Source organism: Acinetobacter terrae (genome assembly GCF_002135195.1).
GTDB lineage: Bacteria > Pseudomonadota > Gammaproteobacteria > Pseudomonadales > Moraxellaceae > Acinetobacter > Acinetobacter terrae.
In genome coordinates this window covers 171,995-196,474 of sequence record NZ_NEGF01000006.1, presented here as the reverse complement: position 1 = coordinate 196,474, position 24,480 = coordinate 171,995, and the positions used below count along the sequence as shown (strand labels likewise).

Below are 24,480 nucleotides of genomic sequence, written 5' to 3'. Positions count from 1 at the left end.
CACATACAAGGATCGCGCCGTCCATTTGAGCAGCACCAGTGATCATGTTTTTAACATAATCGGCGTGACCTGGACAGTCTACGTGCGCGTAGTGACGAATCGGAGAATCGTATTCTACGTGTGAAGTATTAATGGTAATACCDCGTGNCTTTTTCTTCTGGTGCAGAGTCAATTGCTGCGTAATCTTTAGCTTCACCGCCGTAATTTTTTGCACAAATTGTTGCAATTGCAGCAGTTAAAGTTGTTTTACCATGGTCGACGTGACCAATTGTGCCCACGTTAACGTGTGGCTTATTACGTTCAAACTTAGCTTTAGCCATGTTAATACTCCTCGTTTACGTCGAACACAATCCTGAGTAAAACCCAGCTCCGACATGTCGTTAAAAAACCAAACTTCAGATACTTGAAAAGCAGACTAAATAGCCTGCTTTTGGAATCTTGTGCAATCAAAATTGCTAAACTGAATATCTGGAGCTCTTATCCAGATTTGAACTGGAGACCTCTCCCTTACCAAGGGAGTGCTCTACCACTGAGCTATAAGAGCAATAAAATCTTCGATGGAGCGGGAGACGAGGGTCGAACTCGCGACATGCAGCTTGGAAGGCTGCCGCTCTACCAACTGAGCTACTCCCGCATTATTGGTACAACCACACTGTATCGAATTTCTTAAATTGGTGGTGAGGGAAGGATTCGAACCTTCGAAACTTTCGTAGCGGAGTTACAGTCCGCCCCCTTTGACCGCTCGGGAACCTCACCACATACACTTATTTCAGTGCTATTCTTTTACTCAACCACTTCAACTTCTAAGATGGTGCCGGCACACGGATTCGAACTGTGGACCTACTGATTACAAGTCAGTTGCTCTACCAACTGAGCTATGCCGGCGTTTCTTAGTGTTTCGAACGTTTCGTATCGGAACGGTGTGCAGTTTAGCAAAACCCAGAAACCTTGCAAGTGTTTTTTTCAAAAAAAATATCAAAAACTCATAAAATCAGTCCGTTTGATGATAATTCAACCGCTTTGATCACTGCACGAGCTTTTATTTGGGTTTCATTCCACTCAGATTCAGGATTTGAGTCTACAACAAGCCCTGCTCCTGCCTGCACATAAACCTTATTTTCACGAATCACACAGGTACGAATGGCAATCGACATGTCCATTTCACCATGCCAGCCTAAATAACCCACAGCACCACCAAAAACACCACGTTTTACTGGCTCAACTTCATCAATAATTTCCATGGCACGAATTTTTGGTGCGCCAGAAAGAGTGCCTGCTGGAAAAGTAGCTTTAAAAACATCGAGTGCATCGACATCATCGCGAACTTCACCCTGTACATTCGAGACAATATGCATCACATGTGAATAACGTTCGATCACCATCTGATCCGTGACTTTCACTTTGCCAATTTTTGACACGCGTCCGACATCATTTCGACCCAAGTCAATCAGCATGAGATGTTCTGCAATCTCTTTTTCATCAGACAGCAAATCTTTTTCTAAAGCCAAATCTTCTTCTTTGGTCTTGCCACGCGGGCGTGTACCTGCCAGTGGGCGTACGGTGGCAATGCCATTTTCCAGACGGGACAGAATTTCAGGAGAAGATCCAACAATATAGAAGGGTTTTTTATTATCTAAAGTTTGACCTTGGACTAAAAATAAATACGGCGATGGATTGAGATGACGAAGCGCACGATAAACCTGTAAAGGTTCACCATCGAAATCAGAGACCATACGATGCCCCGGTACCACTTGCATCACATCCCCTGCGCGGATGTATTCTTTTACTGTTTCAATCGACTCAAGGTACTTTTTTTTGCCGGTGAGCGATTCAAAATGCGGTGCCGTGTGTTTTTTCGCTTGCAGGCTAATCGGCTGAGCCAGCACCGCTTCCAAATCATCTAATTGTTGTTGTGCCTTGGCATAGGCATCCGGATCATTGACATCTGCATGCACAATCAAAAACAAAGTGTCTTTCAAGTTATCAAATACAATCACGGTTTTAGACAGCATCATCCAGATATCGGGCAAACCAACTGGATCAGCTGCTGGCACATTGGTTAAACGCGGCTCGATATAACGCACTGCATCATAGCCAAAGTAACCTACCAAGCCACCGGTAAAGCTAGGCAAGGCGGGCAAGTCCTTTTGCGTTGGCACATGGAACTGGGCTTGAAAATCGCGGATATATTGGAATGGATCACTACAGGCTTGGGTTTCAATTGAACCATCGGCTTGCTGGATGGTTAAAATACTTTCATTACATGAAAAAACCGTGGATTCACCCAAGCCAATAATGGAATAACGCGCCCAGTTTTCACCACCTTCAACCGATTCAAATAAATATGCTTGTTGATGATCTTTAAGACGCGCAAACACTGAAAGTGGTGTTTCGGTATCGGCCAAGCGCTGACGATAAACAGGAATAAGGTTGTAACCGTCAGATTTTAAGCTGTCGAATTGAGTTTGAGTGGTCATGAGTATGCTCTATGTTTTCGATATGGGCGGGTTTAAGTTCGTTTTGGTATTATCTGACTTAGTGTCGCCATCGAAAAACCATACAATTTCTCATTCCAATATCCTTACTTTTTAAATTATTTCGCGAGTAATTCCGTTAAATCATCGACCACTTGCTGTGGCTGGCAATCCTGAATATCTTCACCATGATTATAGCCATAGCTAACCACAATACAATCCACTCCTGCACGTCGCGCTGCTTCTACATCATTGCTGGAATCACCAATCATTAAAGTTTCTGCCGCAGTGACATCATATTCATCAACACAATAAAGTAACTGACGTGGATGCGGTTTGCGTTCTTCAAAACGATCGCCACCAATGACATCGACAAAATATTTGCTTAAGCCCAAAGATTCCACAATCATGCGCGCAGGTTGTTCTGGTTTATTGGTCACGCAGATCATTTGTTTATTATGATTTAAACCCCAGTCCAAGAAATCCACCACCCCAGTAAAAGGTTGAGTGTCCACACATGGTTCGGCATTATAAATCTTTAAAAAAGTTTCTAATAGTTGCTGATGTTGAGCCGGATCAACCTGTCCGGTTAAATACTGCAAAGTGCTATGACAAAAAAGTGATGTGCCTTTACCCACCCACGTCCGAACCTGTTCTTCAGTCACTTCCGGTAATTGCAAAACATTCAGGCTCATGTTCATGGCGCGATATAAATCAGATGCGGAATCCACCAATGTGCCATCCAAGTCAAATAAAATAAGCTCACGACTTGCCAAGTTTGCTACAGACATCTTCTTCCTCTCATGATTTATCTCCCCCAACCACATCCAGCCAAATAATTAAGGCATGCGTTCGCATGCCTTAATGGTATGTCGAGCACACACTTATTTAAATAATAACCATGCGATGATTGCAAGGATGATCAATGCAATAATGGTTATTAAGCCAACCGATGCATTTTTTTGCTCGGTTTTTTCTAGCTCTACACGAGATACAGGCTTTTCAATTGCCACAGGCTGCGGTTCACGCTGTGCTTTGATATCAATTCCTTCTGGAATCGGAGCCGGCTTTGGAACACCCACATTTGTTGGCATACCATCACGGCTTAACTGAACATTACTGTCACGCTCTTTAAGCTCAGGCATGCCCTGATCATTCATTTGTTGAGCGACTGTTTTAGATACTTCTTCAGCTTGTGCTGCTGCCGTTTCAGAAACAGCAACTGCTTCTGAAGGCTGTTCGCTGGCAGGAACCACTTCTGTTTCAGTGACTACAGGCTCAAGCGCAACTGCAGCTGATTCAATTACGACACGTGCAATGTCTTTTACAGGCTCCAATACAGAAAACTTCAGACTGGCAAACTGGATGATATCGCCTTGTCTCAATAAGGTTTCATGTTCAATCTGTAAATCATTTACAAATGTGCCATTAGATGAATTTAAATCCTGCAGCCACAAGCCCTGATCTTTTAGCAAGAAAGCTGCATGCTTACGTGAGATTTCCCCGGCTTGCAATACAATATCTGCGCTCTGATGACGACCGACCAACATATCACGGTCGATGCTAATTTCTTGTCCCGTCAATTCACCGGTAATTGCTTGTATTTTCCAAGTCATGAAATGCACTTCTCTTTGCGATTTTTTCTCATCATATCACGGCGAATCTGCAATTCTTTACATACTCTGTTAAGAACCTGATCGAATCGTGGTCGTGGTTACGGTGTTTTTAGTTCTTTTAACTTCAGATTTGGGTGCTGCGACGACCTGTCTTTGTACCACTGGCTCAATCGCCACAGGCGTAGTAACAGCAGCATTGGACTGATTTTGCCCACCTGAGGGTACCGTTTGATAACCCGGTACTTTTGCAGCTGAAGGCGTTACCGGAAGACGTTGCTGATAAATATCGTCCACATTTTCGGGTAGCTTCGAGAAAGTGCCATCCTGATCCATCGCCAACTGCAAGCTATACAACTGACTGTAGCGTTGCTGAGACAAGCGCTTCACATCTTTAGCATCACCGACAATGGTGGGATGGATAAAGACCAATAAATTGCGCTTTTCATTCGACTTAACATCAGATCTAAATAAACGCCCTATACCAGGAATAGCGCCCAAACCCGGTACAGACTGACGACTCTGTAGAGAATTATCTGAAATCAAACCGCCTAAAACGATGGTTTGACCATGCTCAGCCAAAATCGAGGTTTTAATGGCACGCTTACTGGTGACTAAATCCTGAGCCTGACCACGATCACGGGCTACAGCAGAAACTTCCTGTTCCACTTCTAAACGGACTGAACCCCCTTCACCAATATGTGGCACTACTTTTAAAGTCACACCGACATCTTTACGTTCAACCGTGGTATAGGGATTAATGCCGGCTGTGGTAGTCGCAACGGAACCTGTGACAAAAGGTACGTTCTGTCCCACCACAATATAAGCTTCTTCATTGTCCATGGTCACAATGGATGGCGTGGAGAGTAAATTAGACTTGGTTCTACTGTTGAGTGCTTGAATCAGTGCACCATAAAGTTTACGCGAACCATTATCACCTTCTTTATAATCCCCCAGAATCAAGGAAGTGCCTGTCCCCAGCTTTGCAGCAGCCCCTGCTGCGCCACCTGCCACATATCCTGCAGCAAGTTCTGCAATACTTGCACCCGCATTGCTAAAGTTGATTAAACCAATGCCGCTGCTTAAGTCACCCAAGGCCCATTGCACACCGAGTTGATCGGCATCACTTCCCTCAACCTCAATGATGGCAGCTTCAATTAACACCTGTTGACGACGGATATCAAGCTGCTGAATAGCCGATTCAATTTCACGCATTAATTGTGGATCAGCTTTTACAACCAAGGCATTCTGGCTGTCATCGGCAATAATACTGACACCATTACCATTAAAACTGGTGATGCTATTTTGATTATTACTGTTTGATCCACCACCCAAGTTAATACTTGGGGTTGAAATATTAGATGAGCTGTTAGTTGAGTTATTCGAGTTGCTATTACCCAGATTATTCATCGCACTATTACTGTTCGACGATGAACTGTTCGAATTTGATGAACTGGATACAGCCTGACCAGTAACTAGTCCTTGTAAAATTTCAGCCAGATTTTTCGCACTGGCATATTTTAAACGGAAGACTTTTAATCCACCCAAACGATCTGCAGCAGGCACATCCAGCATTTCAATCATTTGACGGATACGCTTACGCGTCGCAGTATCGCCTTTCAGCACAATCCGATTGGTTCGTGTATCGGCAATGATGCGGATACGCGAGCCTTTTAGATCTCTGGCTGCTCCAGTCGAACTCATCGATTCAAGTAAACCAATCATTTCTTCAGCTTGACTCGACTGCAGTGCCACAGTCTCGATATCGTTTTGCCCGGTCCCATCCAAATTACGGATAATGGTTTCAAGCTGATAAATATTATTAGCACGGTCTGAAACAATCAGTGCATTGGTTCCCGCGACTGCGGATAAATGTGCGAACTGCGGCATTAAAGGACGAATTGCAGGAATTAAGTCATTCGGATTGGTATTTTCAAGCCAGATGACCCGAGTCACGATTTGGTCACCCGTGGCACGTTGCTTGCCATCATAAGGAATACCGGAGCTTTTAACATTGCTATCCGGCACCAATTTAATGGTATTACCCGAAGGAATCGCCACCACGCCATTGACATTCAATACACCAAGAAATAACTCGTAAACTTCAGCTTTATTTAAGGGTTTATTCGAAATTACGGTCACATTGCCACGTACACGTGGATCTACAGCAAAATTTTTCCCTGTAATATCTGCAACTTCATTAATAAATGCAGTTAAGTCAGCGTCACGTAAATTGATTTTCCATGTTTGTGCATGGCTTGCAGTGCTCACCATAGCAATAAGTGGTGCAGCTGCAAATAAGGTCCAAACTGAACGATGATGATTAAATAAAGCCATAAAATTCCGTGCTTCCTAACCCTATAATGTGACAATGCATCACTTAAAAATTCTGTTGTATGGTCATCACTTGATCACCACGCTTTATTTCCAATTTAACTTGACCTTCGCGTCTCGCCTGTTCAAGCAACTGGGCATCGCTTTGCCCCTGCCCCACAGCCTGTCCGTTTAAAGACATAATCCGGTCACCCGGTTGCAAGCCCAGCTTGCTGCGTAATGCTGCCGGAGTTCTTGAAGTGACTTCATAGCCCCCACTTGCCGCATTAACCCCCATATCTTTTAAATATTGTTCACGGTCTTCCTGTATTTTTTGTACTGCTTGTCCCAGAGCACTACTTTCCTGACTCGGTACCGCTTGAATCGATTGATGATTTGAGCTTGGAGCATTTACTACAGGCTGAACGATGGGTTGATCCAAACCATTTTCCATCCTTTTAAATGGTAACTCTCGGGTCGAACCATTGTTTTGGCGCAATACCACTCGATCCCAATAAACTTCAGCCAACTGGTAAGAGGTCGTATCGATACTTTCCCCTACACGATAGCGATCTGCCACATCATTTACTTTAATCACGGCAGAAGAAAATTGACTTGGGAAACCCACCACCACACCTTGTAATACAAGGTTTATGTTCTCGTCCGCAGCAGCGCTCTTTCCAGTTTCTTGAAACAATGCAAATGAAGATATATTAGGGACTTGTGGTTGTTGTGAGCCTAATTCCACCCGCTCTAACTGTATAACTTGAGGTGGAGCCATCAACAACCAAAAAATACTCGCCAACTTCCAGCATAAATATAAAATCAGCAGTGCCAGTAATATCGGCGCAGCACGATCTGCCTGTTTCCAATTTAACTGTTGAATTTTTTCGATCCATTGATTCATTAGAAGGCACCTTTAAACAAAGGTTGGCGCGAACTAATGACATAGGTATCTAAACCCGCTTTACCTTCATAGGAGGCAATATTGATCAATAAACGTTGGGTCAATTGCACATCAAGCATCAAGCCTGGATCCAGTTCCAAAGCAATCAGTTTTTGGTCACGCTGGTCACGAAGATCAAACATCAGCTTGTTATTTTCATCTGACAGTTTTCCTTTCAATGACGGCATATTCATTCGATCCTGTCGCTGGGCATAGGTATAAATCAACTCACCACCCGCCCACTGCAATTGACCGTCTGCCTGTGAAAAGCCCTGCTGTTTTTTATAGTTAAAATCGATATCCTGCAATTGAATGGCATTTGTAGGCCACTGCCAATCCACCATATTTTTTAATGTCTCAGGTGAAATTTGGCCATTCAAATCTTGAACCATGACTTTCTTGCCCAAGCCATAACCCACAACCCCATCAAGCTCGGTATGCCCACTATGGACTTCGACATGTGCCCCTAAACGCAGCAAAAACAGATCCAATGGCCGTGTTTTCCAACTTAACGACCCTCTTAGATTTCCTTTATGCCAATCTGCTTGCCCCTGCCAAATATTACCGCTTACATTTTGCAAGACCTGGTTGTTTTTATAAAATTTTGAAATGAGCCAAGCCGCTGGAATTTGGAGTAATACAAACAGAAAAAAAACGATGATGGCAAAGATCCACCAGGTGATGTATTTGGGTTTCTTTATCATCCCACCACGACCAACATATCTATTATTCTTCCCTGAGCCACGATATTATCTTTCTATACACATTATGCACACTTTTTCCACAACGCCAATTCAAAGATATAAAAAAACCAAGCATATATGCTTGGTTTTTTTAGCCTAATCCAACTGGATGACAATCTCATGAATTCTAAAATTAGATGAGGAAGTCTTCCAGTTTTGCACCGCTTTCGAGTTCAGCAACCAACCAACGTGGTTGTTTACCGCGACCCGTCCAAGTCTCAGATGGATTCTTTTTACTACGGTAACGTGGCTCTACAGATTTACGTGTGCTTTTTTTGCGTTTAGTTGCACCAAACTCTAAGATTTGTTCAATCGTCAAACCTACTTTATCTGCAATCTCTAAAATTTGCTGATAAGCATCTTCAACAGCTTGATCTTTTTTAGAAGCAATTAATGCTTCAGCTTCAATTTGTAAACGCTTTAACTCTTCAACAGATAAATTACTAATGTCTGGCATCATATTAACTCCCAAGAATAGATTTATATTTTATTTATTCAAACTCGATCATAATATTTTTATTATCTAAAACATTCAATACAAAAGTTTAAATAAACAACAATATTTAAAAAGATTTCACACATCTATATATCTCTATATTTATTTATGAAAGCTTTTTAATATTTTTAAATTTGATGATTTACGATCAATTCAATTTCAGTCACTTTTTCTCGAATCACAGCAGGTATTTCAGTTTTATTCATATTTTCTTTATTTACACAAACGATGACTGCTTCACTCAATGCAACTACCGTTTGTTGTGTCTCACTCCATAATAAATAACTCATACGCAGCGCACTGTTACGCATTTCCTCAACACGCACACCAATTTTAAGCTGGTCTGGATAAAATACTGGACGAATATATTTGCACTGATTGGATGCAACCACCGTATAAACATCTTGTTGAAAAATATTAAGTTCATCCATATAACGAATGCGGGCACTTTCAATATAACGATAATACATGACGTTATTGACATGCCCAAAGGCATCCATATCTCCCCAAGCGACTGACTGCTCATAAATAACAGGATAATCTGACAGGGTTAACATTTATTTAGCCTCATATTTTTATTTCAACAAAATTTGCATTATTTTCAAATATTAAATTTAACTGTTTAATTAAATCATCCTGACCTTTTAAAGTAGATTTAATTCTTAAATAATTCATCATCACATTATCTGGATATAATTCAAGCAACTTATCAGCTTCAGCATAACGTGCGGTTGCATCGTATATATGCCATTTAGCAAAGCTAAACACAGGCAAAAAAGGATATTTATTTTCCCAATAGTCAATTCGTTGCTCAACCCTTAAATAATCAGGGTTTTGTTTCAATAATTGCTGTTGAAACCATAAATAAAAAACGTCTTGATTAAATTGCTCATCTAACAAATGTAATGCCAGGTCTTCATGTTGCTRACTCAATKCCGGCATACGAGATAACAGCTTTAACCATAAAGTTTTTATCTCATAATTGCGACTATAAATTTGATCTTGCAAGTCTAAATAACGTTGTTGTAAATTTTGCAAATCCTCAACATCGGCTTGATCAAAATCGAGTAATAACTGTTGCAACCATTCCTGTTTGGTTTCGGTTCCCAAATGGCCATATTTAGTCGAACGCAAATACATCCATGGAAATTGAAGGGCAAACTTCCCCCATAATGCTGTTAAGCGTAAATCATAGGCACTTTTGACATCGTTTAGCCACGGCGAAAGTTCATGCTGATTTAAAAACTCAAGATGGGTTAAGGCTTGTTCTCCATCATTTTGAGCCAGATAAATTTCAATCCGTTGTATTTCAGCCAATTCAAATGCCATGGCATTGCTTTGATTTAATATTGCAAGCGCTTGTGGATATTGCTGCTGCATCCAATACAATCGCGAACCAATAATGCCTTTTAATAAACCCGATTGCGAAAATACCCCTTGAATAAATTCATGCTGGTCTTGAGCTGCTTCTAATAACCAAATCACGGCCAACTGTTCATAGGGATGTAAATTTTTAAAATTAAAAACAGTTTCTAGCTTTCTTTGCTCTCTTTTTAAATAGCGCTTGATCGCCAACCATAGCAATTGAATGATTAAACTCAGGCCGGCCAGAAAAATAAAAATGATCCAGATATTGGTTTGAATTTGCCATTCACGCCAATATAAATAAACATAACCTGCGCCATAACCATAACTTAAAACACTCAGCCCGGCGATGATAATCAAGCTGATAAAAGCATAAGCAAGTAAAATCTGTTTCATTGATCCATCACCCCAATAATGCACGCGTATTTAAACTTGGCGTCGGAATAACAGTAAATCCTTTTATTTTTTGGATATTCTGAATCAGTTGGCGTGATCTCTCATCCGGTATTTGATTTAACAATTGGACAATTTCAGTCAGCGATTCTTGGTATTCTAAATATTGACCTTGCTGTAGAGCCTGATGAGCCAATAATAATCTCAATTGCGCCTCTTTTAAAATTAATGGACGTTGCATTAAAGCTACAGCAGGTTGTTTTGCAGGTTCAATCACCAACCAGCGCTGCCAAAAATATTTACTTTGGGGTTGGCTTGAACTTAATTGTGGCGTATTTATTTCTTGGGTTAATGCTTGATCTAACTCGTGTATTAAATCATCCACTTTTGCCTGCTGCGCAACTCGGGCACTTGCAAACTGCTGAATCACCTGCTGATCTTTCGCAATGACCTGATGCAAACTTTGCTTCAGTGATGGTGCCAAAGCATATTGTTCCAGGTTTTGATCTAAATACATTAACTTATCTAAGGCTTCATTGAATTTTTGCTGTTTCAGCATAAATTCAATCAAATCCAGCTGCTGTTTAATCACCACAATTGGATCAATACTTGATGCTTCGATGGTTTTTAAATCATGCTCTGCTTGAGCACCTTGTGCTACTGCCCCACCTTCAGCATTCACATGACGCTGTAAAGCCACAAGCTGGTCATTTAAATTTGCATTACTTTGTTCAATACGATGCAAACTGCTGCTTAATTCTGTTTGTTGTGCAGAGATATTAAATACGTCATAACTTAATTTTATAATCCAGAGCAAACTTAAAATGAGTAATAAAATGAGTATTTTCTTCATGTGTTCCCTTGCACAACAACAATCTGCTGCAAAATTGAATCTGTTTTTAAATCAGGTAATCGCGTGATATTAAAACATGCTGGTTGATTTTTTTTATAATCCGAAACAACTTGATACAAGCGCTCACCTAAAACAAAGTAATGTCCTTTTGCAATAATCGCATCTTGACCTTGCATCAGCTTAATCCAGTTTAGCCAACTCGCTTCACTGCTCACCACCATAGCATACTGTTGCTCTTGTTCTAATAAAGACAGTGCATCTGGAAGATTCTGCTGAGTAAGTAAAGGACAGCGGCGCTCATATAAAATAAAATTTAAAATATGCATGCCTTGCTGTTTTAACTGATCCATCATAAATGGACGCCCCCCCTCACCACGCCAAAAAGCGATGCACGTTCCGGCATTCATGCTTTTAAGCATTGGAAGTTGCAACATTCCTTCCGATGTTTCAACCAAAGGAACTTCAGCAACAATTCCATAGGATGCTAAAGCTTGCGCCGTTGTTTCACCTACCGCAATCCATTGGATATGCAGAAGTTTATCAAGAGCGATTGATGCTTGTTTTAAATAATCCATCCCTATTTGAACAGCAGTTGGACTGACCACCACGATCACCTGTGCAGCAAGCAATTGCTGATATAACTCAGATAATGCCTCTGACCAAGGTCTAGCCACCAATTCCAGTAAAGGCAAATCCAAAACAGGAACTTGAGCCATACGCAAGGTATGACTCAGTTTTTCTGCACGATCTTGAGGACGGGTATTAATAAACAGCATATTAATAGAGCGCTTTAAGCAAATCACCCGCGCCTTGTTCCAGCAATTTCTGTGCGAGACTGACCCCTAACTGTTCAGCTTGTTCTGGAGTGCCACTCAGTTCAACTTTCAATAGCGTTAAACCATCTACACTCCCCACACGGCCTTCTATATGGAGTTGCCCTTGATTTAAAATGGCATATCCTGCGATTGGCACTTGGCAACCGCCTTCCAAATAGGCATTGAAAGCACGTTCTGCACGAACACAAATATCAGTTTCAGCATGTAAAAGCGGTAAAATCAGATCAAGTACAGCTTGGTCTGTCGCACGACATTCTAAGCCGAGTGCGCCTTGTCCAACTGCAGGCAAACTAATTTCAGGTTGAAGTGTATGACGGATACGGTCGGCCAAACCCAAGCGTTTTAAACCCGCACTCGCCAAAATAATGGCATCATATAAACCTGAATCCAGTTTCGATAAACGTGTTCCAACATTTCCGCGCAAATCAATAATATTTAAATCAGGACGCTGTTTTAAAATCTGGGTTTTACGGCGCAGGCTTGAAGTCCCGACCTTTGCACCCTGTGGTAATTCATCAAAACTGTGATATGTATTGGAGACAAAAGCATCCAAAGGATCTTCACGTTCACAAATCACCGGCAAGCTCAAACCTTCAGGCAAAGCCATAGGTACATCTTTCATCGAATGAACAGCCAAGTCCGCACGACCATCCAGCAACGCTGCTTCTAGTTCTTTAACAAATAAACCTTTACCGCCAATTTTTGCCAAAGGCGTATCCAGGATTTTGTCACCCTGAGTCACGAAGGTCACCAACTCAACTTTAAGATCAGCATGCAATGCCTCTAAACGGGCACGAATATGTTCAGCCTGCCATAATGCAAGCGGGCTTTGTCGAGTTGCAATCTTCAAAATCTTCATAAATTTTAGAAACAGTCAATGTAAGTACGTTATTCTAAACTTAACGCGCTCACTTGAAAATGCAAGTGAATTTGCACAGTTGTTGTCACCAAAATAATGAAAAGAGATTTACATTTTTTGTATTCGTTCTCTTAAATTGGGTAAATGACGTCGGCTGACCGCCAGGCGCTCCTCCAATTCACGACAACGCACCTGGTACTGCCCCGAGCTAATCACTTCCAGTCCATCCAGGAAATGCACTGAAACCAAGGCATTACGATGAATTCGAACAAATTGATCGCCAAATTCATTTTCCAGGTCTTTCAAAGTTTCATCAATCAGTACGCTGCCATTTTTATGGCGCACCGTGACATATTTTTGATCTGCTAAAAAATAATAAATATTTTCTACAGGAACCAGTTCTACCCCACGGTAGGTTTTTGCCACAATTTGGTGGCGTTTTATATTGAGTTCGTTCATATCTTCTTTTTGTTTTAAAGTGCTCATTTGTGCTTGAGTCAGTTTGGTTAAATGATCTAAAACCTGTTGTAATTCTTGCTGCATCACCGGTTTTAATAGATAGCCTTCTGCATGCGACTTAAATGCATCCAAAGCATGCTCATCATAAGCAGTACAAAAAATAATCGCTGGCATAGGCTCTAGCTGGCGCAAATATTGTGCACAGCTTAAACCATCCATTTCAGGCATTTGAATATCTAAAAGCACGACATCTGGCTCATAAAACTGAACCATATCAATCGCCTGCTGACCATGAGTTGCAGTTGCAACCACTTGATGTCCCAGTTGGGTGACTAAACGTGATAATCGCTCTACTGCGAGAGATTCATCATCACAAATCAGGATGTCCATTTTTCCTCCTTTCACAGTCAACATCATTTTTTTTATAGGTTAACTATGATTTTTTATTTATATCGATATTGCACAACTGTGGTAAATATTCCCTTTCCCGCGTATGTCTGAAAGATCACAGTCCGTCCATAATAAGCCTCTAGACGCTGTTTCACATTCTCAACTGCAATACCATTTCCTTGTCTTAAATTTATTTTATCCTGTGTATAAGGGTTAGTAATAACTATATTTACTTGATTTTGCAATACTTCAACCAATATGCTTATCGTACTCTTTGTTAGAAATTTTTCAACACCATGAAAAATACTATTTTCCACTAAAGGTTGTAAAGTTAATAACGGAATTTGTACCTGAGAAAAGAGAACTTCATCGTCATATTTCCATTCTACGCGTAAACGATCACCCAAACGAATCTGCTCAATGGCCAAATAATGCTGACACAGTTCAATTTCATCTTTTAATCGAACCAGTCTAAGTTCTTTAAAACTCGCACGAAATAGCCGTGATAAATTCAGTAACATTTGCTCGGCTTTATCTGGATCAATGCTAATTAAGCTGATTACCGTATTTAAACTGTTAAACAGAAAATGTGGATGAATTCGTGCCTGCATGGCTTGAATACGTGCATGTAATTCACTGTTTTGCTGACGTGCCCATTGCTCCCGCAAATACAGATAACGAAAACAGAATGTCCCGATCAGCACGCCATAACTGAGATGCAGCACCACGCCATCCAATAAAACATCGCTGCTTAAATTGTGGATTTGAAAATTTTGTCCAAAATAAATCAGACCATTCAGCACGATGGTGGTCAATAAAACAATAATTTGCAATAGAATGAAGCCCACAGCTAAGGCTTGCCCAAAACTTAAAGGCTGAATTTTTTTCTGAAACAGCTCAACCAATGCGACAAAAGCCAGTAAAACCCAGTTAATGAATAACATATACTGCAATAAACGCTCTACACTTAAAGCCGCCCATGATTGCGCTTCCGCTAAAGCTAAAATCATCGCCAAAATATTACTGGAAATAAATAATTCGATTAAATGTTGCCAACGCCCTATTTTCGTAAAAAAATAAGCGTATGTTTTATTTCCCTGCGTATGAGCAAAAGTTTGGTCGTCTTGTCCTTCGGCAAGTGAACCTGAATTTGTTATACTCTTTTTAGTTCTAATGCTTTTTATCCTATTGAGCCGACATGACCACATCTTCTAATTCCTCAAATCCGTCACAAACCCAAACTTCGGGTATGTGGGGCGGTCGTTTCTCTGAAGCTACTGACGCTTTTGTTGCTGAATTTACAGCATCTGTACAATTTGACCAACGCTTTTATAAACAAGATATTGCAGGTTCCATTGCACATGCAACCATGCTTGCAAAAGTTGGCGTACTTACCGAGCAAGAACGTGACGATATCATCACTGGCTTAACTGCTATTCAAGCTGACATTGAAGCAGGTAACTTTGAATGGCGCATTGACCTAGAAGACGTACACATGAACATTGAGTCTCGCCTGACTCAGCGTATTGGCATCACAGGTAAAAAATTACATACCGGTCGTAGCCGTAACGACCAAGTCGCAACCGATATTCGTTTATATGTACGTGACGAAATTGATGCGATTTTAAAATTACTGGAAAAATTACAAAAAGGTATTTTGGGCTTAGCCGCTAAAAACACCCAAACCATTATGCCTGGTTTCACTCACTTACAAACTGCACAGCCGGTGACTTTCGGTCATCATTTAATGGCTTGGTTTGAAATGTTGGTTCGTGACTCTGAGCGTTTAATCGACTGCCGTAAACGTGTGAATCGCTTACCCCTTGGTTCTGCTGCACTCGCGGGTACAACTTACCCAATCGAACGTGAATACACAGCACAGCTTTTAGGTTTTGAAGCGGTTTGTGAAAACTCATTGGATGCGGTTTCTGACCGTGATTTCGGTATTGAATTCAATGCTGCTGCGTCACTCATCATGATGCATTTATCACGTATGTCTGAAGAAATGATTCTTTGGACTTCTGCGCAGTTCAAGTTTGTGAACATTCCAGACCGTTTCTGCACAGGCTCTTCAATTATGCCGCAGAAGAAAAACCCGGATGTTCCAGAATTGATTCGTGGTAAAACTGGCCGCGTTTATGGTGACTTAATGAGTCTTTTAACACTCATGAAAGGTCAACCTTTGGCGTATAACAAAGACAACCAAGAAGACAAAGAACCATTATTTGATGCGATTGATACCGTTCGTGGTTCATTGATGGCATTTGCCGACATGATTCCTGCATTGGTTCCAAATATCGAAATCATGCGTGAAGCAGCGCTTCGTGGTTTCTCAACTGCAACCGATCTTGCAGATTACCTGGTTAAAAATGGCGTCGCTTTCCGTGATGCACATGAAATTGTCGGTAAAGCGGTTGCATTGGGTGTTCAAGAATCGAAAGATTTGTCTGAACTGACACTTGAACAACTTCAACAGTTCTCTGATTTGATCCAAGCGGACGTATTTGAAAAAGCATTAACGCTTGAAGCATCAGTGAATGCACGTAACCACATTGGTGGTACTGCACCAGCTCAAGTTGAAGCTGCAATTGCTCGTGCCTATACACGCTTAGAAAAACTTTACGCTTAAGGAATAATGATATGTCTCGACAAGTATTTTGCCGTAAGTATCAAGCCGAAATGGAAGGTTTAGATTTTGCACCATTCCCAGGTGCAAAAGGTCAAGAATTGTTTGACAACGTATCTAAACAAGCTTGGCAAGAATGGCTTAAACACCAAACCACGCTGATCAATGAAAAGCGTTTAAACGTGTTTGAGCCGGATGCGAAAAAATTTCTAGAAGAGCAACGTGAAAAATTCTTTAGTAACGATGAGTCACTAGAAAAAGCTGAAGGTCTAAAGCCTGAAGAAAAATAAGGCGCTGCCTTATTTTTCTGCAAGACAAGCGCTGAAAGCGCGCGTAGGCTTTAATTTAAAAAAGGGTTTCAATAAGAAGCCCTTTTTTAATGAGCACTGCTCCATCCTGAGGAATATATTCTGCAAGAAGATGAGAAGCGATGCTTCGACTGAAAACTAGGACACTGCTTTCTTTTTTACTCAAGACAAACACCGAAGGTGTGTAGGCTTTAACCGATAAGAAAAGAATCCCCCTTATTAGGGGTTTTTGAAATACGTTTTTTACATCTAGAAATAACTGTAAACTAAAACTACATTTCTCAATAAAACTCTACATTACAATACAATAACCTACATGATTCATAGAATTCATTCTCCTATAATCAGTTTCAAGAAGATGGTTAAACATCTTATAAAAGATATAAGAAATACCCGATTTCAATCCTAGGTTTCCCCCAAAATCTAGGATTTTTTTTATGGTCAGATTTTGAAATCTCTTAAAGTAAGATCAAAAAAACACCCTGAAACGGGTGCTTTTAGTTAATTTTTAAATCTAATTTAGGGCTGTTTTAAATACGGCCATGCGGCTTTCAAATAAATAAACATGGACCACAACGTCAGAATCACCGCGGTATAGAGTAAAAGATAAGCTAAAGTGTCAAGTGGTTGCCAGTTCAGTAAAAATACTGAAATAGCAATCATTTGAAACGCCGTCTTATATTTACCGACGGTGGATACTGCAACATTGGTACGCGCGCCTAATTCAGCCATCCATTCACGCAAAGCAGATACGGTAATTTCACGTGAAATAATCACAATCGCTGCAAATGCCATGGACATGCTCGGTTGCCATTGCACCAAAACAATCAATGCAGCTGCGACCATCAGCTTATCGGCTACAGGGTCAAGAAAACGACCAAATGCCGAAGTTTGGTTAAGCGAACGTGCCAAATAACCATCGAACCAATCAGTTACCGCAGCAACCACAAAAATAGCCGTTAAAATAATGTGACGAGTCATGTTACTGTCTTGCTCAGCAACACCAACTGCAGGCGGCCAATAAGCCACCAACAAAAAGACAGGTATTAAAGCTATACGCGCCAAAGTCAAGATATTTGGAATATTCAGGATGCGACCTGTAGTCATAGACACCGCCAATTTTCCCCTTTATGCACGATGAAAAACCACACATATTTCGAGAATTGATTCATCATTAATTCAGACTCACTTTATACGAATTGCTCTAAAGTGTCACTAGGCAAACACGGTAACTGTCTGTCTGGAAATCGCAATCAGTCGATTCTCGGCATCCCAAAGATGTGCATATTCAGTGGAATACCCTTCTGCTGCATAATCGGTAAATACTTTATATTTAAACCAATCTTGCACATGATTATTCAAAGAGTGAACATAAGTCACGTGCCAAGTCAGTGAACTGGCCGGTGCGAAGGTTTTAAACATCGGCAATACACCCGGTGGCCACATATCAAATGCCACCATCAAATCAGCCACTGTCATTTCCCGGTTGTCATGCCGCTCAGGATTAAAACGCATCCAGCCACTAAAATCAGGCTTTTCACTAGCGGTACATGGATATTGACCATCAATCCAAACCAGATCCATTTGCTGAAAACACTGAGGTGCCAAAGGTGGTGGAGGAACAATGGTTAGATTTTCAACCGCCGGAAATTCAGGTGCAATTCGTTGTTGTTGTACTGAAATACCAGACTCACGATGGGTACCAAAACTGGCAATCAAGATACTTTGTACTGCATTATCTTGCCATAGTCGGACTTCAATGGTCGTTACCGACTTGCCTTGGCGTAAAATTTCAGCCGTCAGTCTGACTTGACTTTCTTGTACCGGACCGACAAAAGTCACACTGGTGCTTAACAAGCGTTTTGAGGGATCCGCAATCGTCGCCAATGCCTTTTGCATCATCATCCCTGCGACCAGACCACCATAAATGGTGCGTCCTTGTAGCCAACCTTGGGGAATATTCACCCATTCATCTTGTTCAATTTCGGTGAATAATTGGCGCAGTGACATCCTTAGTCCTCTGTAATTTTTAATTTGCTCTATCTTTCACTCATTTTTAAAAATTGTAAATAACCACTTTTCCATGATTTATTGAACTTTTTTGTCACTATCCTGCCATTTATTCATGCAAAACTTTATAAATGGTTCTTGCCATGACATCGCCCAAACCGGGAACCAATTTCAAGTCATTTTCCGAGGCTTTCAGCACCCCTTGAATGCCGCCAAAATGAGTCAGCAAATCACGGCGGCGTTTCGGACCAAGGCCCGAAATTACTTCCAGTACTGATCCACCACGGCGTTTATCGCGTTTAGCTCGATGTTTGGTAATGGCAAAACGATGCGCTTCATCACGTACCTGCTGAATCAAATGCAGCGCTTTATGGTCTTCAGGGAGTTGGATTTTAGTGCCATCGGTAAAATGCAAAGTTTCCAGACCGGGTTTACGCCCCTCACCTTTGGATACCCCGACCATAAACGCATCCAGTCCCAGATCCTGCATCACTTGCATCGCCATATGCAATTGACCTTTACCGCCATCAATCAGCAGTAAATCGGGCAACATGGCCTTTTTATAACGTCGGGTCAGCGCTTGACGCATGGCAGCATAGTCATCACCGCCAGTAATATCTTCAATGGAAAACTGGCGATAATCACGTTTCCGCGCACCGCCCGAATCAAACACTACACACGAAGCAATGGTCGCTTCACCCATGGTATGCGAGATGTCAAAACATTCAATCCGGTCAATCGGGCGACCCACCACCTGTTCAAGCTGATGAAAGCGTTCATTCAGTTCAAAATGATTGGCCAACTGCCCTTTAATAGCATGCTGTACATTCATATTGGCCAGTTCCAGCCATTCGGCACGGGTTTCCCGCACATTGTGCTTAATCTGCACTTTCTTGCCAAATTCCTGTTGCAGCGCCTGTTCCAATTCTTTGTGATCGGGTAATTCGATATTAATAATCAGCTCGGCAGGAACTTCATCTGCGACCTGGAAATAAAAGTTCGCCATAAAGTCTGACAGCATTTGCCCCAGATCATCGCCCAACATATCGGGGAAATAGCTTTTACCGCCGAGCATTTTGCCATTGCGTACATGCATAATCTGCACACAGGTCACGCCTGCATGATAGGCAATCGCCAGAATATCGGCTTCGCCTTTGAGTTTATAAATCGCCTGTTGTGATTGCACATCACGTAGCAAAGCCATCCGGTCACGGTAGAATACTGCTTTTTCAAATTCCAAAGCTTCTGCCGCAGCTTCCATTTTGGCAATCAGTTCCTGATTCAGCTCTTTGGTATCGCCCTGTAAAAAGCGAATCGAGTTTTTGACATCTTCCTGATAATCTTCAGGCGAAATCAAACCGACACACGGTGCAGTACAGCGCTTAATTTGGTACTGTAAACAGGGACGTTTACGTTGGGAGAAATAGCTGTTTTCACACTGGCGCACGTTAAACAGTTTTTGTAACACCACCAAAGTATCACGGGCATTATAGGCACTCGGATAGGGTCCAAAAAACTTGCCGACCTGATGTTTTCCTTTCCCTCGCCCTGAAGCAATACGTGGATAAGGCTTGTCGCTGGAAACGAAGATATAGACGTAAGATTTATCATCGCGCAACATGATGTTGTAGGGTGGACGATGCAGCTTAATCAGGTTTTGTTCAAGCAATAAGGCTTCGGTTTCGGAACGGACAATCAGCGTTTCAATGTCATAAATTCGTGCCACCAAAGCCTGTGTTTTGGGATGCTCGATGGTTTTGACAAAGTAGCTCGACACGCGGTTTTTCAGATTCTTGGCTTTGCCGACATACAGTAATTCGCCGTCCTTACCCAACATCCGGTAAACACCGGGCAAAGTCGTCATATTGGCTAAAATCTTTTCTATATTTTCACGTGCGTTTTCGTTCACATTCAGCCTTATTCACAATGATGTCTGCTTTGCTACATGATGTGATGGTTTTCACGCCATTTTCAAGCCAATTCGGTATTTTCCCCGTAATCATGCAAAGTTCTAACAATCACTTGATTGCTAAAAGCTATAAGTAAATCTGGCTTATTTTGCTATGCTCAAGCCATCTGAAGAATTTGGATCAAACTGAATGACGACCCACAATCATGCCATGCATATCGTTAAACCTGTGACTGCAACGCATAGCACATCTGAAAAAGATAAACTGATTGGCAAGCCTCGTTTTCATTTTGAACCTAAAGATGTGATGCAACTCCTGCATGCCCGAATTATTGGACAGGATGCCGCACTGCAAGAAATAGAAAAAATGCTGCATGTGGTCAAAGCCGATTTTTCCAGTCCTGAACGCCCTCTCTCAGTAACGCTCATGCTCGGTCCAACTGGTGTCGGTAAAACTGAAACCGTGCGTTTAATTAGCGAGGCCATTTATGCTCGCCCCGATGCTTTTTGCCGTATTGATATGAACACTTTGGCGCAAGAACATTATGCCGCTGCGATTACCGGTGCACCTCCCGGTTATGTCGGTTCTAAAGAAGGTCATAGCCTGTTTGATGAAGCTGCCATTGCCGGTTCACATACCCGTCCGGGGATTGTGCTGTTTGATGAGCTGGAGAAAGCCTCCACCGAAGTGATTCGCGGTTTAATGAATGTACTGGATACCGGAAAACTGACTTTAACCTCAGGAACCAAGACCATTGATTTTCGTAACTGCATGATCTTTATGACCAGTAATGTCGGTGCACAAGCTGCGCAGCAATATCTGGATAAACTGAATTTCTTGCCGAAAAAAATGCAGAATATTTGCCTTAAAAAAATACCAACCAAAACCATTATTGAAAAAGTCATGTTTAAAAAATTTGACCCTGAATTTTTAAACCGGATTGATCGTACTTTGCATTATCAAGCGGTTCAGGATGATGCTTTACCGAAATTGGTCGAGATTGAACTGGAAAAGCTGAATCAACGATTACAGCATCAAAAGCGTGCTGTGGTTTTAACCGATGCTGCAAAAGCACACTTCTACAAAGGTCATGATATTCGTTTTGGCGCACGTCATTTGGCTAGAAAAATACGCACAGAACTGGAACCGATTCTGGCGATTTATTTTTTAAATTATCCGGAAAAAGCTCAGCTCACTGTGAATTTTGAGGATGGACAATTAATGATTCAGCCGGACTAACCCTCTAAATAATCATCGTTGCAGTCAAACATTTGACAAAATATTTAACTGCATCCTGTGTTTACTTTTATTCAAATGAAATACTCATTCAAGCTGCCGATTTGCAATCTTTTGCTTAAAACTTTGCAACAACGATAACTTCATTGAGTGAAAAATTAGCTCAATTGACCTTTTTGACCAAAACAAGCCCATAAAAAACTTGAAATTCACCACTTACCCCCGATATAAATAGCCACGAAATGATTAAAAAATCTTAATTTAAACAAAAAGTTCATTACATTTTTACAAGATACAGTAAAAGTAAAGCTGTCCATCACAAGGGTTTGTTGAAAAAAAATTGATGACCCTTGCGTCACGGCTTGATACAACTTGTTATGTTCTTTTTGGATATAGTTATCGTAAGATTAGCGAAGCTCGATGTACGCGGGAAATGCGTACATGCTTCAAAACATCAACTTAATAAGTCCTCCAAAATAAAGGAGATCAGGCATGATCCACGCTGGCAATGCCATTACCGTCCAAATGCTTTCGGACGGAATTGCAGAATTCCGCTTTGACTTACAAGGTGAGTCGGTCAACAAATTTAACCGTGCAACGATTGAAGACTTTAAAGCGGCAATTGACGCTGTTAAAGCAAATAGCGACGTTAAAGGTTTAATCGTTACCTCTGGTAAATCAACATTTATCGTAGGTGCAGACATCACTGAATTTGGTGATAACTTTGCTCAAGGCGAAAAAGCAATTGTGGATTGGGCAATGCCTGTTCACGAAATCTTCAACAGCTTTGAAGATTTAGAAATTCCCAAAGTTGCTGCAATCAATGGTATGGCATTGGGCGGTGGTTTTGAGATGTGTCTTGTATGTGACTACCGTGTCATGTCAGAAGCAGCTCAAGTGGGCCTGCCTGAAATCAAACTGGGAATTTTCCCGGGTTTCGGTGGTACGGTTCGTTTAAGCCGTGTGATTGGTATCGACAATGCGGTTGAATGGATGGCGATGGCTAATCCTAAACGCCCTGATGCTGCCCTGAAAGACGGTGCTGTTGATGCGGTGGTAGCTGCTGACAAACTTCAAGCAGCTGCAATTGACTTGGTAAAACAAGCGATTGCTGGTCGCCTTGACTGGAAAGCAAAACGTCAGGAAAAACTGGATCCAGTTAAACTTAGCCCAATCGAACAGATGATGGCGTTTAACTCATCTAAAGGCGTGGTTCTGGCTAAAGCAAACCCTGCTCAATACCCTGCGCCTAAACTTCTTCTTGATTCATTACAAGCAGGTGCAAGCCTTCCACGTAATGAAGCATTGAAAGTTGAAGCTGAAGGTTTTGCTAAAGCTGCGGTAACACCACAAGCGGGTGCATTGATTGGTTTATTCCTCAATGACCAGCTGGTGAAAAAAACTTCTAAGAAACATGAGAAAGGTGCGCATCCTGTAAACCAGGCGGCTGTTCTAGGCGCGGGTATCATGGGTGGCGGTATTGCTTACCAGGCGGCAAGCAAAGGCACACCAATCATCATGAAAGACATTGGTAACCCACAATTGGCGTTAGGGATGTCTGAAGCGAACAAATTGTTGACCAAACAAGTTGAACGCAAAAAAATGACTCCTGCGAAAATGGGTGAAACCCTTGCTCGCATCCGCCCGACTTTAAGCTTGGAAGAGTTTAAAGAAGTGGATATCGTGATTGAAGCGGTAACTGAAAATCCTAAGATCAAAGCTGCGGTTCTTGCGGACACTGAAAAATCAGTTCGTGAAAACACCATCATTGCATCAAATACTTCTACGATTTCAATCACGCGTTTAGCTGAAAGCTTACAACGTCCTGAAAACTTCGTGGGTATGCACTTCTTTAACCCAGTTCACATGATGCCTTTGGTTGAAGTGATCCGTGGTGAGAAAACTTCACCTGAAGCAATCGCGACCACTGTTGTTCTTGCTCAGAAAATGGGTAAAACACCAATCGTTGTAAATGACTGCCCGGGCTTCCTTGTGAACCGCGTATTGTTCCCTTACTTCGGCGCGTTTGACCTATTGCTTAAAGATGGTGCTGATTTCCAGCAAATCGACAAAGTGATGGAAAAATTCGGCTGGCCTATGGGCCCTGCTTACTTGATGGACGTTGTCGGTATCGACACGGGCGTTCACGGTGCAGAAGTAATGGCTGAAGGCTTCCCTGACCGTATGAAACCGGACTTCAAAGGTTCGATTCAAACTATGTATGAAGCAAAACGTTTGGGTCAAAAGAATGACGTTGGTTTCTACAAATACGAGTTAGACCGTAAAGGTAAGAAAGCGAAAAAAGTTGATCCTACAGCGTATGAATTGATTGCATCTGTAGTGACTGGCGAAAAACGTGAATTTGATGCGCAAGAAATCATTGACCGTATGATGCTGGCTTTCTGTAACGAAACTGTTCGTTGCCTGGAAGACAACATCGTAGCGACTGCATCAGAAGCAGACATGGCGATGATCATGGGTGTAGGTTTCCCTCCATTCCGTGGCGGTCCAGCACGTTACATCGACCAAACTGGTGTTGCTGAATACGTTGCGCTTTGCGACAAATATGCACACTTAGGTAAAGCCTATGAAGCGCCACAAATGTTGCGTGACATGGCTGCTAACAACAAAAAATTCTACGGTTAAGGAG

At 41.7% G+C, this 24,480-nt stretch carries 23 protein-coding genes and 4 tRNA genes; 4 read left to right on the top strand and 23 right to left on the bottom strand.

What is annotated here, in order from left to right:
• From B9T23_RS17220 to B9T23_RS09005, 20 genes are all read right to left on the bottom strand, one after another.
• A partial coding sequence (locus B9T23_RS17220) for a GTP-binding protein (RefSeq protein WP_407640421.1) occupies window positions 1-196 on the bottom strand: 196 nt, incomplete at its 3' end.
• Window positions 129-320, bottom strand: coding sequence for a GTP-binding protein (locus B9T23_RS17215; RefSeq protein ID WP_407640420.1), 192 nt, complete (start codon window positions 318-320; stop codon window positions 129-131). The genes B9T23_RS17215 and B9T23_RS17220, both read right to left, overlap by 68 nt.
• 149 nt (window positions 321-469) lie before the next feature.
• A tRNA-Thr gene (locus tag B9T23_RS09090) sits at window positions 470-544 on the bottom strand.
• Between the two features lie 14 nt (window positions 545-558).
• Window positions 559-634, bottom strand: a tRNA-Gly gene (locus B9T23_RS09085).
• A 38-nt stretch (window positions 635-672) separates the two neighbouring features.
• Window positions 673-756: transfer RNA gene (locus tag B9T23_RS09080), tRNA-Tyr, on the bottom strand.
• A gap of 53 nt (window positions 757-809) precedes the next feature.
• Window positions 810-885: transfer RNA gene (locus tag B9T23_RS09075), tRNA-Thr, on the bottom strand.
• Window positions 886-983: 98 nt separating this feature from the next.
• The gene (trpE, locus tag B9T23_RS09070) at window positions 984-2,477 is read right to left on the bottom strand and encodes an anthranilate synthase component I (RefSeq protein ID WP_086193881.1); all 1,494 of its coding nucleotides are present in this window, start codon (window positions 2,475-2,477) and stop codon (window positions 984-986) included.
• A gap of 116 nt (window positions 2,478-2,593) precedes the next feature.
• Window positions 2,594-3,265 (bottom strand): phosphoglycolate phosphatase, encoded by a 672-nt coding sequence (locus B9T23_RS09065; RefSeq protein WP_086193880.1) that lies wholly within the window; start codon window positions 3,263-3,265, stop codon window positions 2,594-2,596.
• Between the two features lie 93 nt (window positions 3,266-3,358).
• Entirely contained in the window at window positions 3,359-4,090 is a 732-nt protein-coding gene (locus B9T23_RS09060; RefSeq protein WP_086193879.1) for an FHA domain-containing protein, read from the bottom strand.
• Window positions 4,091-4,159: 69 nt separating this feature from the next.
• Window positions 4,160-6,424, bottom strand: a complete 2,265-nt coding sequence (gspD, locus tag B9T23_RS09055; RefSeq protein WP_086193878.1) for a type II secretion system secretin GspD — start codon at window positions 6,422-6,424, stop codon at window positions 4,160-4,162.
• Between the two features lie 43 nt (window positions 6,425-6,467).
• Window positions 6,468-7,307: a type II secretion system protein N gene (locus tag B9T23_RS09050; RefSeq protein WP_086193877.1), complete on the bottom strand. Its 840-nt coding sequence runs from the start codon at window positions 7,305-7,307 to the stop codon at window positions 6,468-6,470.
• Window positions 7,307-8,050: a type II secretion system protein N gene (gene gspN, locus B9T23_RS09045; protein ID WP_086193876.1), complete on the bottom strand. Its 744-nt coding sequence runs from the start codon at window positions 8,048-8,050 to the stop codon at window positions 7,307-7,309. Before gspN ends, B9T23_RS09050 begins: the two co-directional genes overlap by 1 nt.
• A 172-nt stretch (window positions 8,051-8,222) precedes the next feature.
• On the bottom strand, window positions 8,223-8,549 hold the full coding sequence (locus tag B9T23_RS09040; RefSeq protein WP_067725636.1) for an H-NS histone family protein: 327 nt from the start codon (window positions 8,547-8,549) through the stop codon (window positions 8,223-8,225).
• 164 nt (window positions 8,550-8,713) lie between these two features.
• Window positions 8,714-9,142, bottom strand: a complete 429-nt coding sequence (locus tag B9T23_RS09035) for an acyl-CoA thioesterase (protein ID WP_086193875.1) — start codon at window positions 9,140-9,142, stop codon at window positions 8,714-8,716.
• A 10-nt stretch (window positions 9,143-9,152) separates the two neighbouring features.
• Entirely contained in the window at window positions 9,153-10,346 is a 1,194-nt protein-coding gene (locus B9T23_RS09030) for a hypothetical protein (RefSeq protein WP_086193874.1), read from the bottom strand.
• Window positions 10,347-10,353: 7 nt separating this feature from the next.
• Window positions 10,354-11,196 carry a hypothetical protein gene (locus B9T23_RS09025; RefSeq protein WP_067725633.1) on the bottom strand — a complete coding sequence of 281 codons (843 nt, stop codon included), beginning with the start codon at window positions 11,194-11,196 and terminating at the stop codon, window positions 10,354-10,356.
• A complete protein-coding gene (locus tag B9T23_RS09020; RefSeq protein WP_067725630.1) occupies window positions 11,193-11,972 on the bottom strand; it encodes a uroporphyrinogen-III synthase in 780 nt (259 codons plus the stop codon). Before B9T23_RS09020 ends, B9T23_RS09025 begins: the two co-directional genes overlap by 4 nt.
• 1 nt (window position 11,973) lies before the next feature.
• Window positions 11,974-12,891 (bottom strand): hydroxymethylbilane synthase, encoded by a 918-nt coding sequence (hemC, locus tag B9T23_RS09015; RefSeq protein ID WP_086193873.1) that lies wholly within the window; start codon window positions 12,889-12,891, stop codon window positions 11,974-11,976.
• Window positions 12,892-12,999: 108 nt separating this feature from the next.
• Window positions 13,000-13,740, bottom strand: coding sequence for a LytR/AlgR family response regulator transcription factor (locus B9T23_RS09010; protein WP_086193872.1), 741 nt, complete (start codon window positions 13,738-13,740; stop codon window positions 13,000-13,002).
• Between the two features lie 53 nt (window positions 13,741-13,793).
• A complete protein-coding gene (locus tag B9T23_RS09005) occupies window positions 13,794-14,948 on the bottom strand; it encodes a sensor histidine kinase (protein WP_086193871.1) in 1,155 nt (384 codons plus the stop codon).
• Here B9T23_RS09005 and argH point away from each other — a divergent pair.
• Window positions 14,939-16,369, top strand: coding sequence for an argininosuccinate lyase (gene argH, locus B9T23_RS09000; RefSeq protein WP_067725621.1), 1,431 nt, complete (start codon window positions 14,939-14,941; stop codon window positions 16,367-16,369). The genes B9T23_RS09005 and argH overlap by 10 nt on opposite strands.
• Before the next feature lie 11 nt (window positions 16,370-16,380).
• Entirely contained in the window at window positions 16,381-16,656 is a 276-nt protein-coding gene (locus B9T23_RS08995; RefSeq protein WP_086193870.1) for an oxidative damage protection protein, read from the top strand.
• Window positions 16,657-17,193: 537 nt separating this feature from the next.
• Here the strand turns inward: B9T23_RS08995 and pgsA are convergent.
• The 3 genes from pgsA to uvrC form a co-directional block, all read right to left on the bottom strand.
• A complete protein-coding gene (pgsA, locus tag B9T23_RS08990; protein ID WP_067725618.1) occupies window positions 17,194-17,781 on the bottom strand; it encodes a CDP-diacylglycerol--glycerol-3-phosphate 3-phosphatidyltransferase in 588 nt (195 codons plus the stop codon).
• A 108-nt stretch (window positions 17,782-17,889) separates the two neighbouring features.
• On the bottom strand, window positions 17,890-18,684 hold the full coding sequence (locus B9T23_RS08985) for a thioesterase family protein (protein ID WP_086193869.1): 795 nt from the start codon (window positions 18,682-18,684) through the stop codon (window positions 17,890-17,892).
• Window positions 18,685-18,793: 109 nt separating this feature from the next.
• Window positions 18,794-20,593 carry an excinuclease ABC subunit UvrC gene (gene uvrC, locus B9T23_RS08980; protein WP_086193868.1) on the bottom strand — a complete coding sequence of 600 codons (1,800 nt, stop codon included), beginning with the start codon at window positions 20,591-20,593 and terminating at the stop codon, window positions 18,794-18,796.
• A gap of 190 nt (window positions 20,594-20,783) precedes the next feature.
• On the opposite strand from uvrC, the gene B9T23_RS08975 reads away from it, so the two are divergent.
• Window positions 20,784-21,833, top strand: coding sequence for an AAA family ATPase (locus B9T23_RS08975; protein WP_086193867.1), 1,050 nt, complete (start codon window positions 20,784-20,786; stop codon window positions 21,831-21,833).
• A 489-nt stretch (window positions 21,834-22,322) separates the two neighbouring features.
• Window positions 22,323-24,476: a fatty acid oxidation complex subunit alpha FadB gene (gene fadB / locus B9T23_RS08970; protein ID WP_086193866.1), complete on the top strand. Its 2,154-nt coding sequence runs from the start codon at window positions 22,323-22,325 to the stop codon at window positions 24,474-24,476.
• Window positions 24,477-24,480 lie beyond the last annotated feature (4 nt).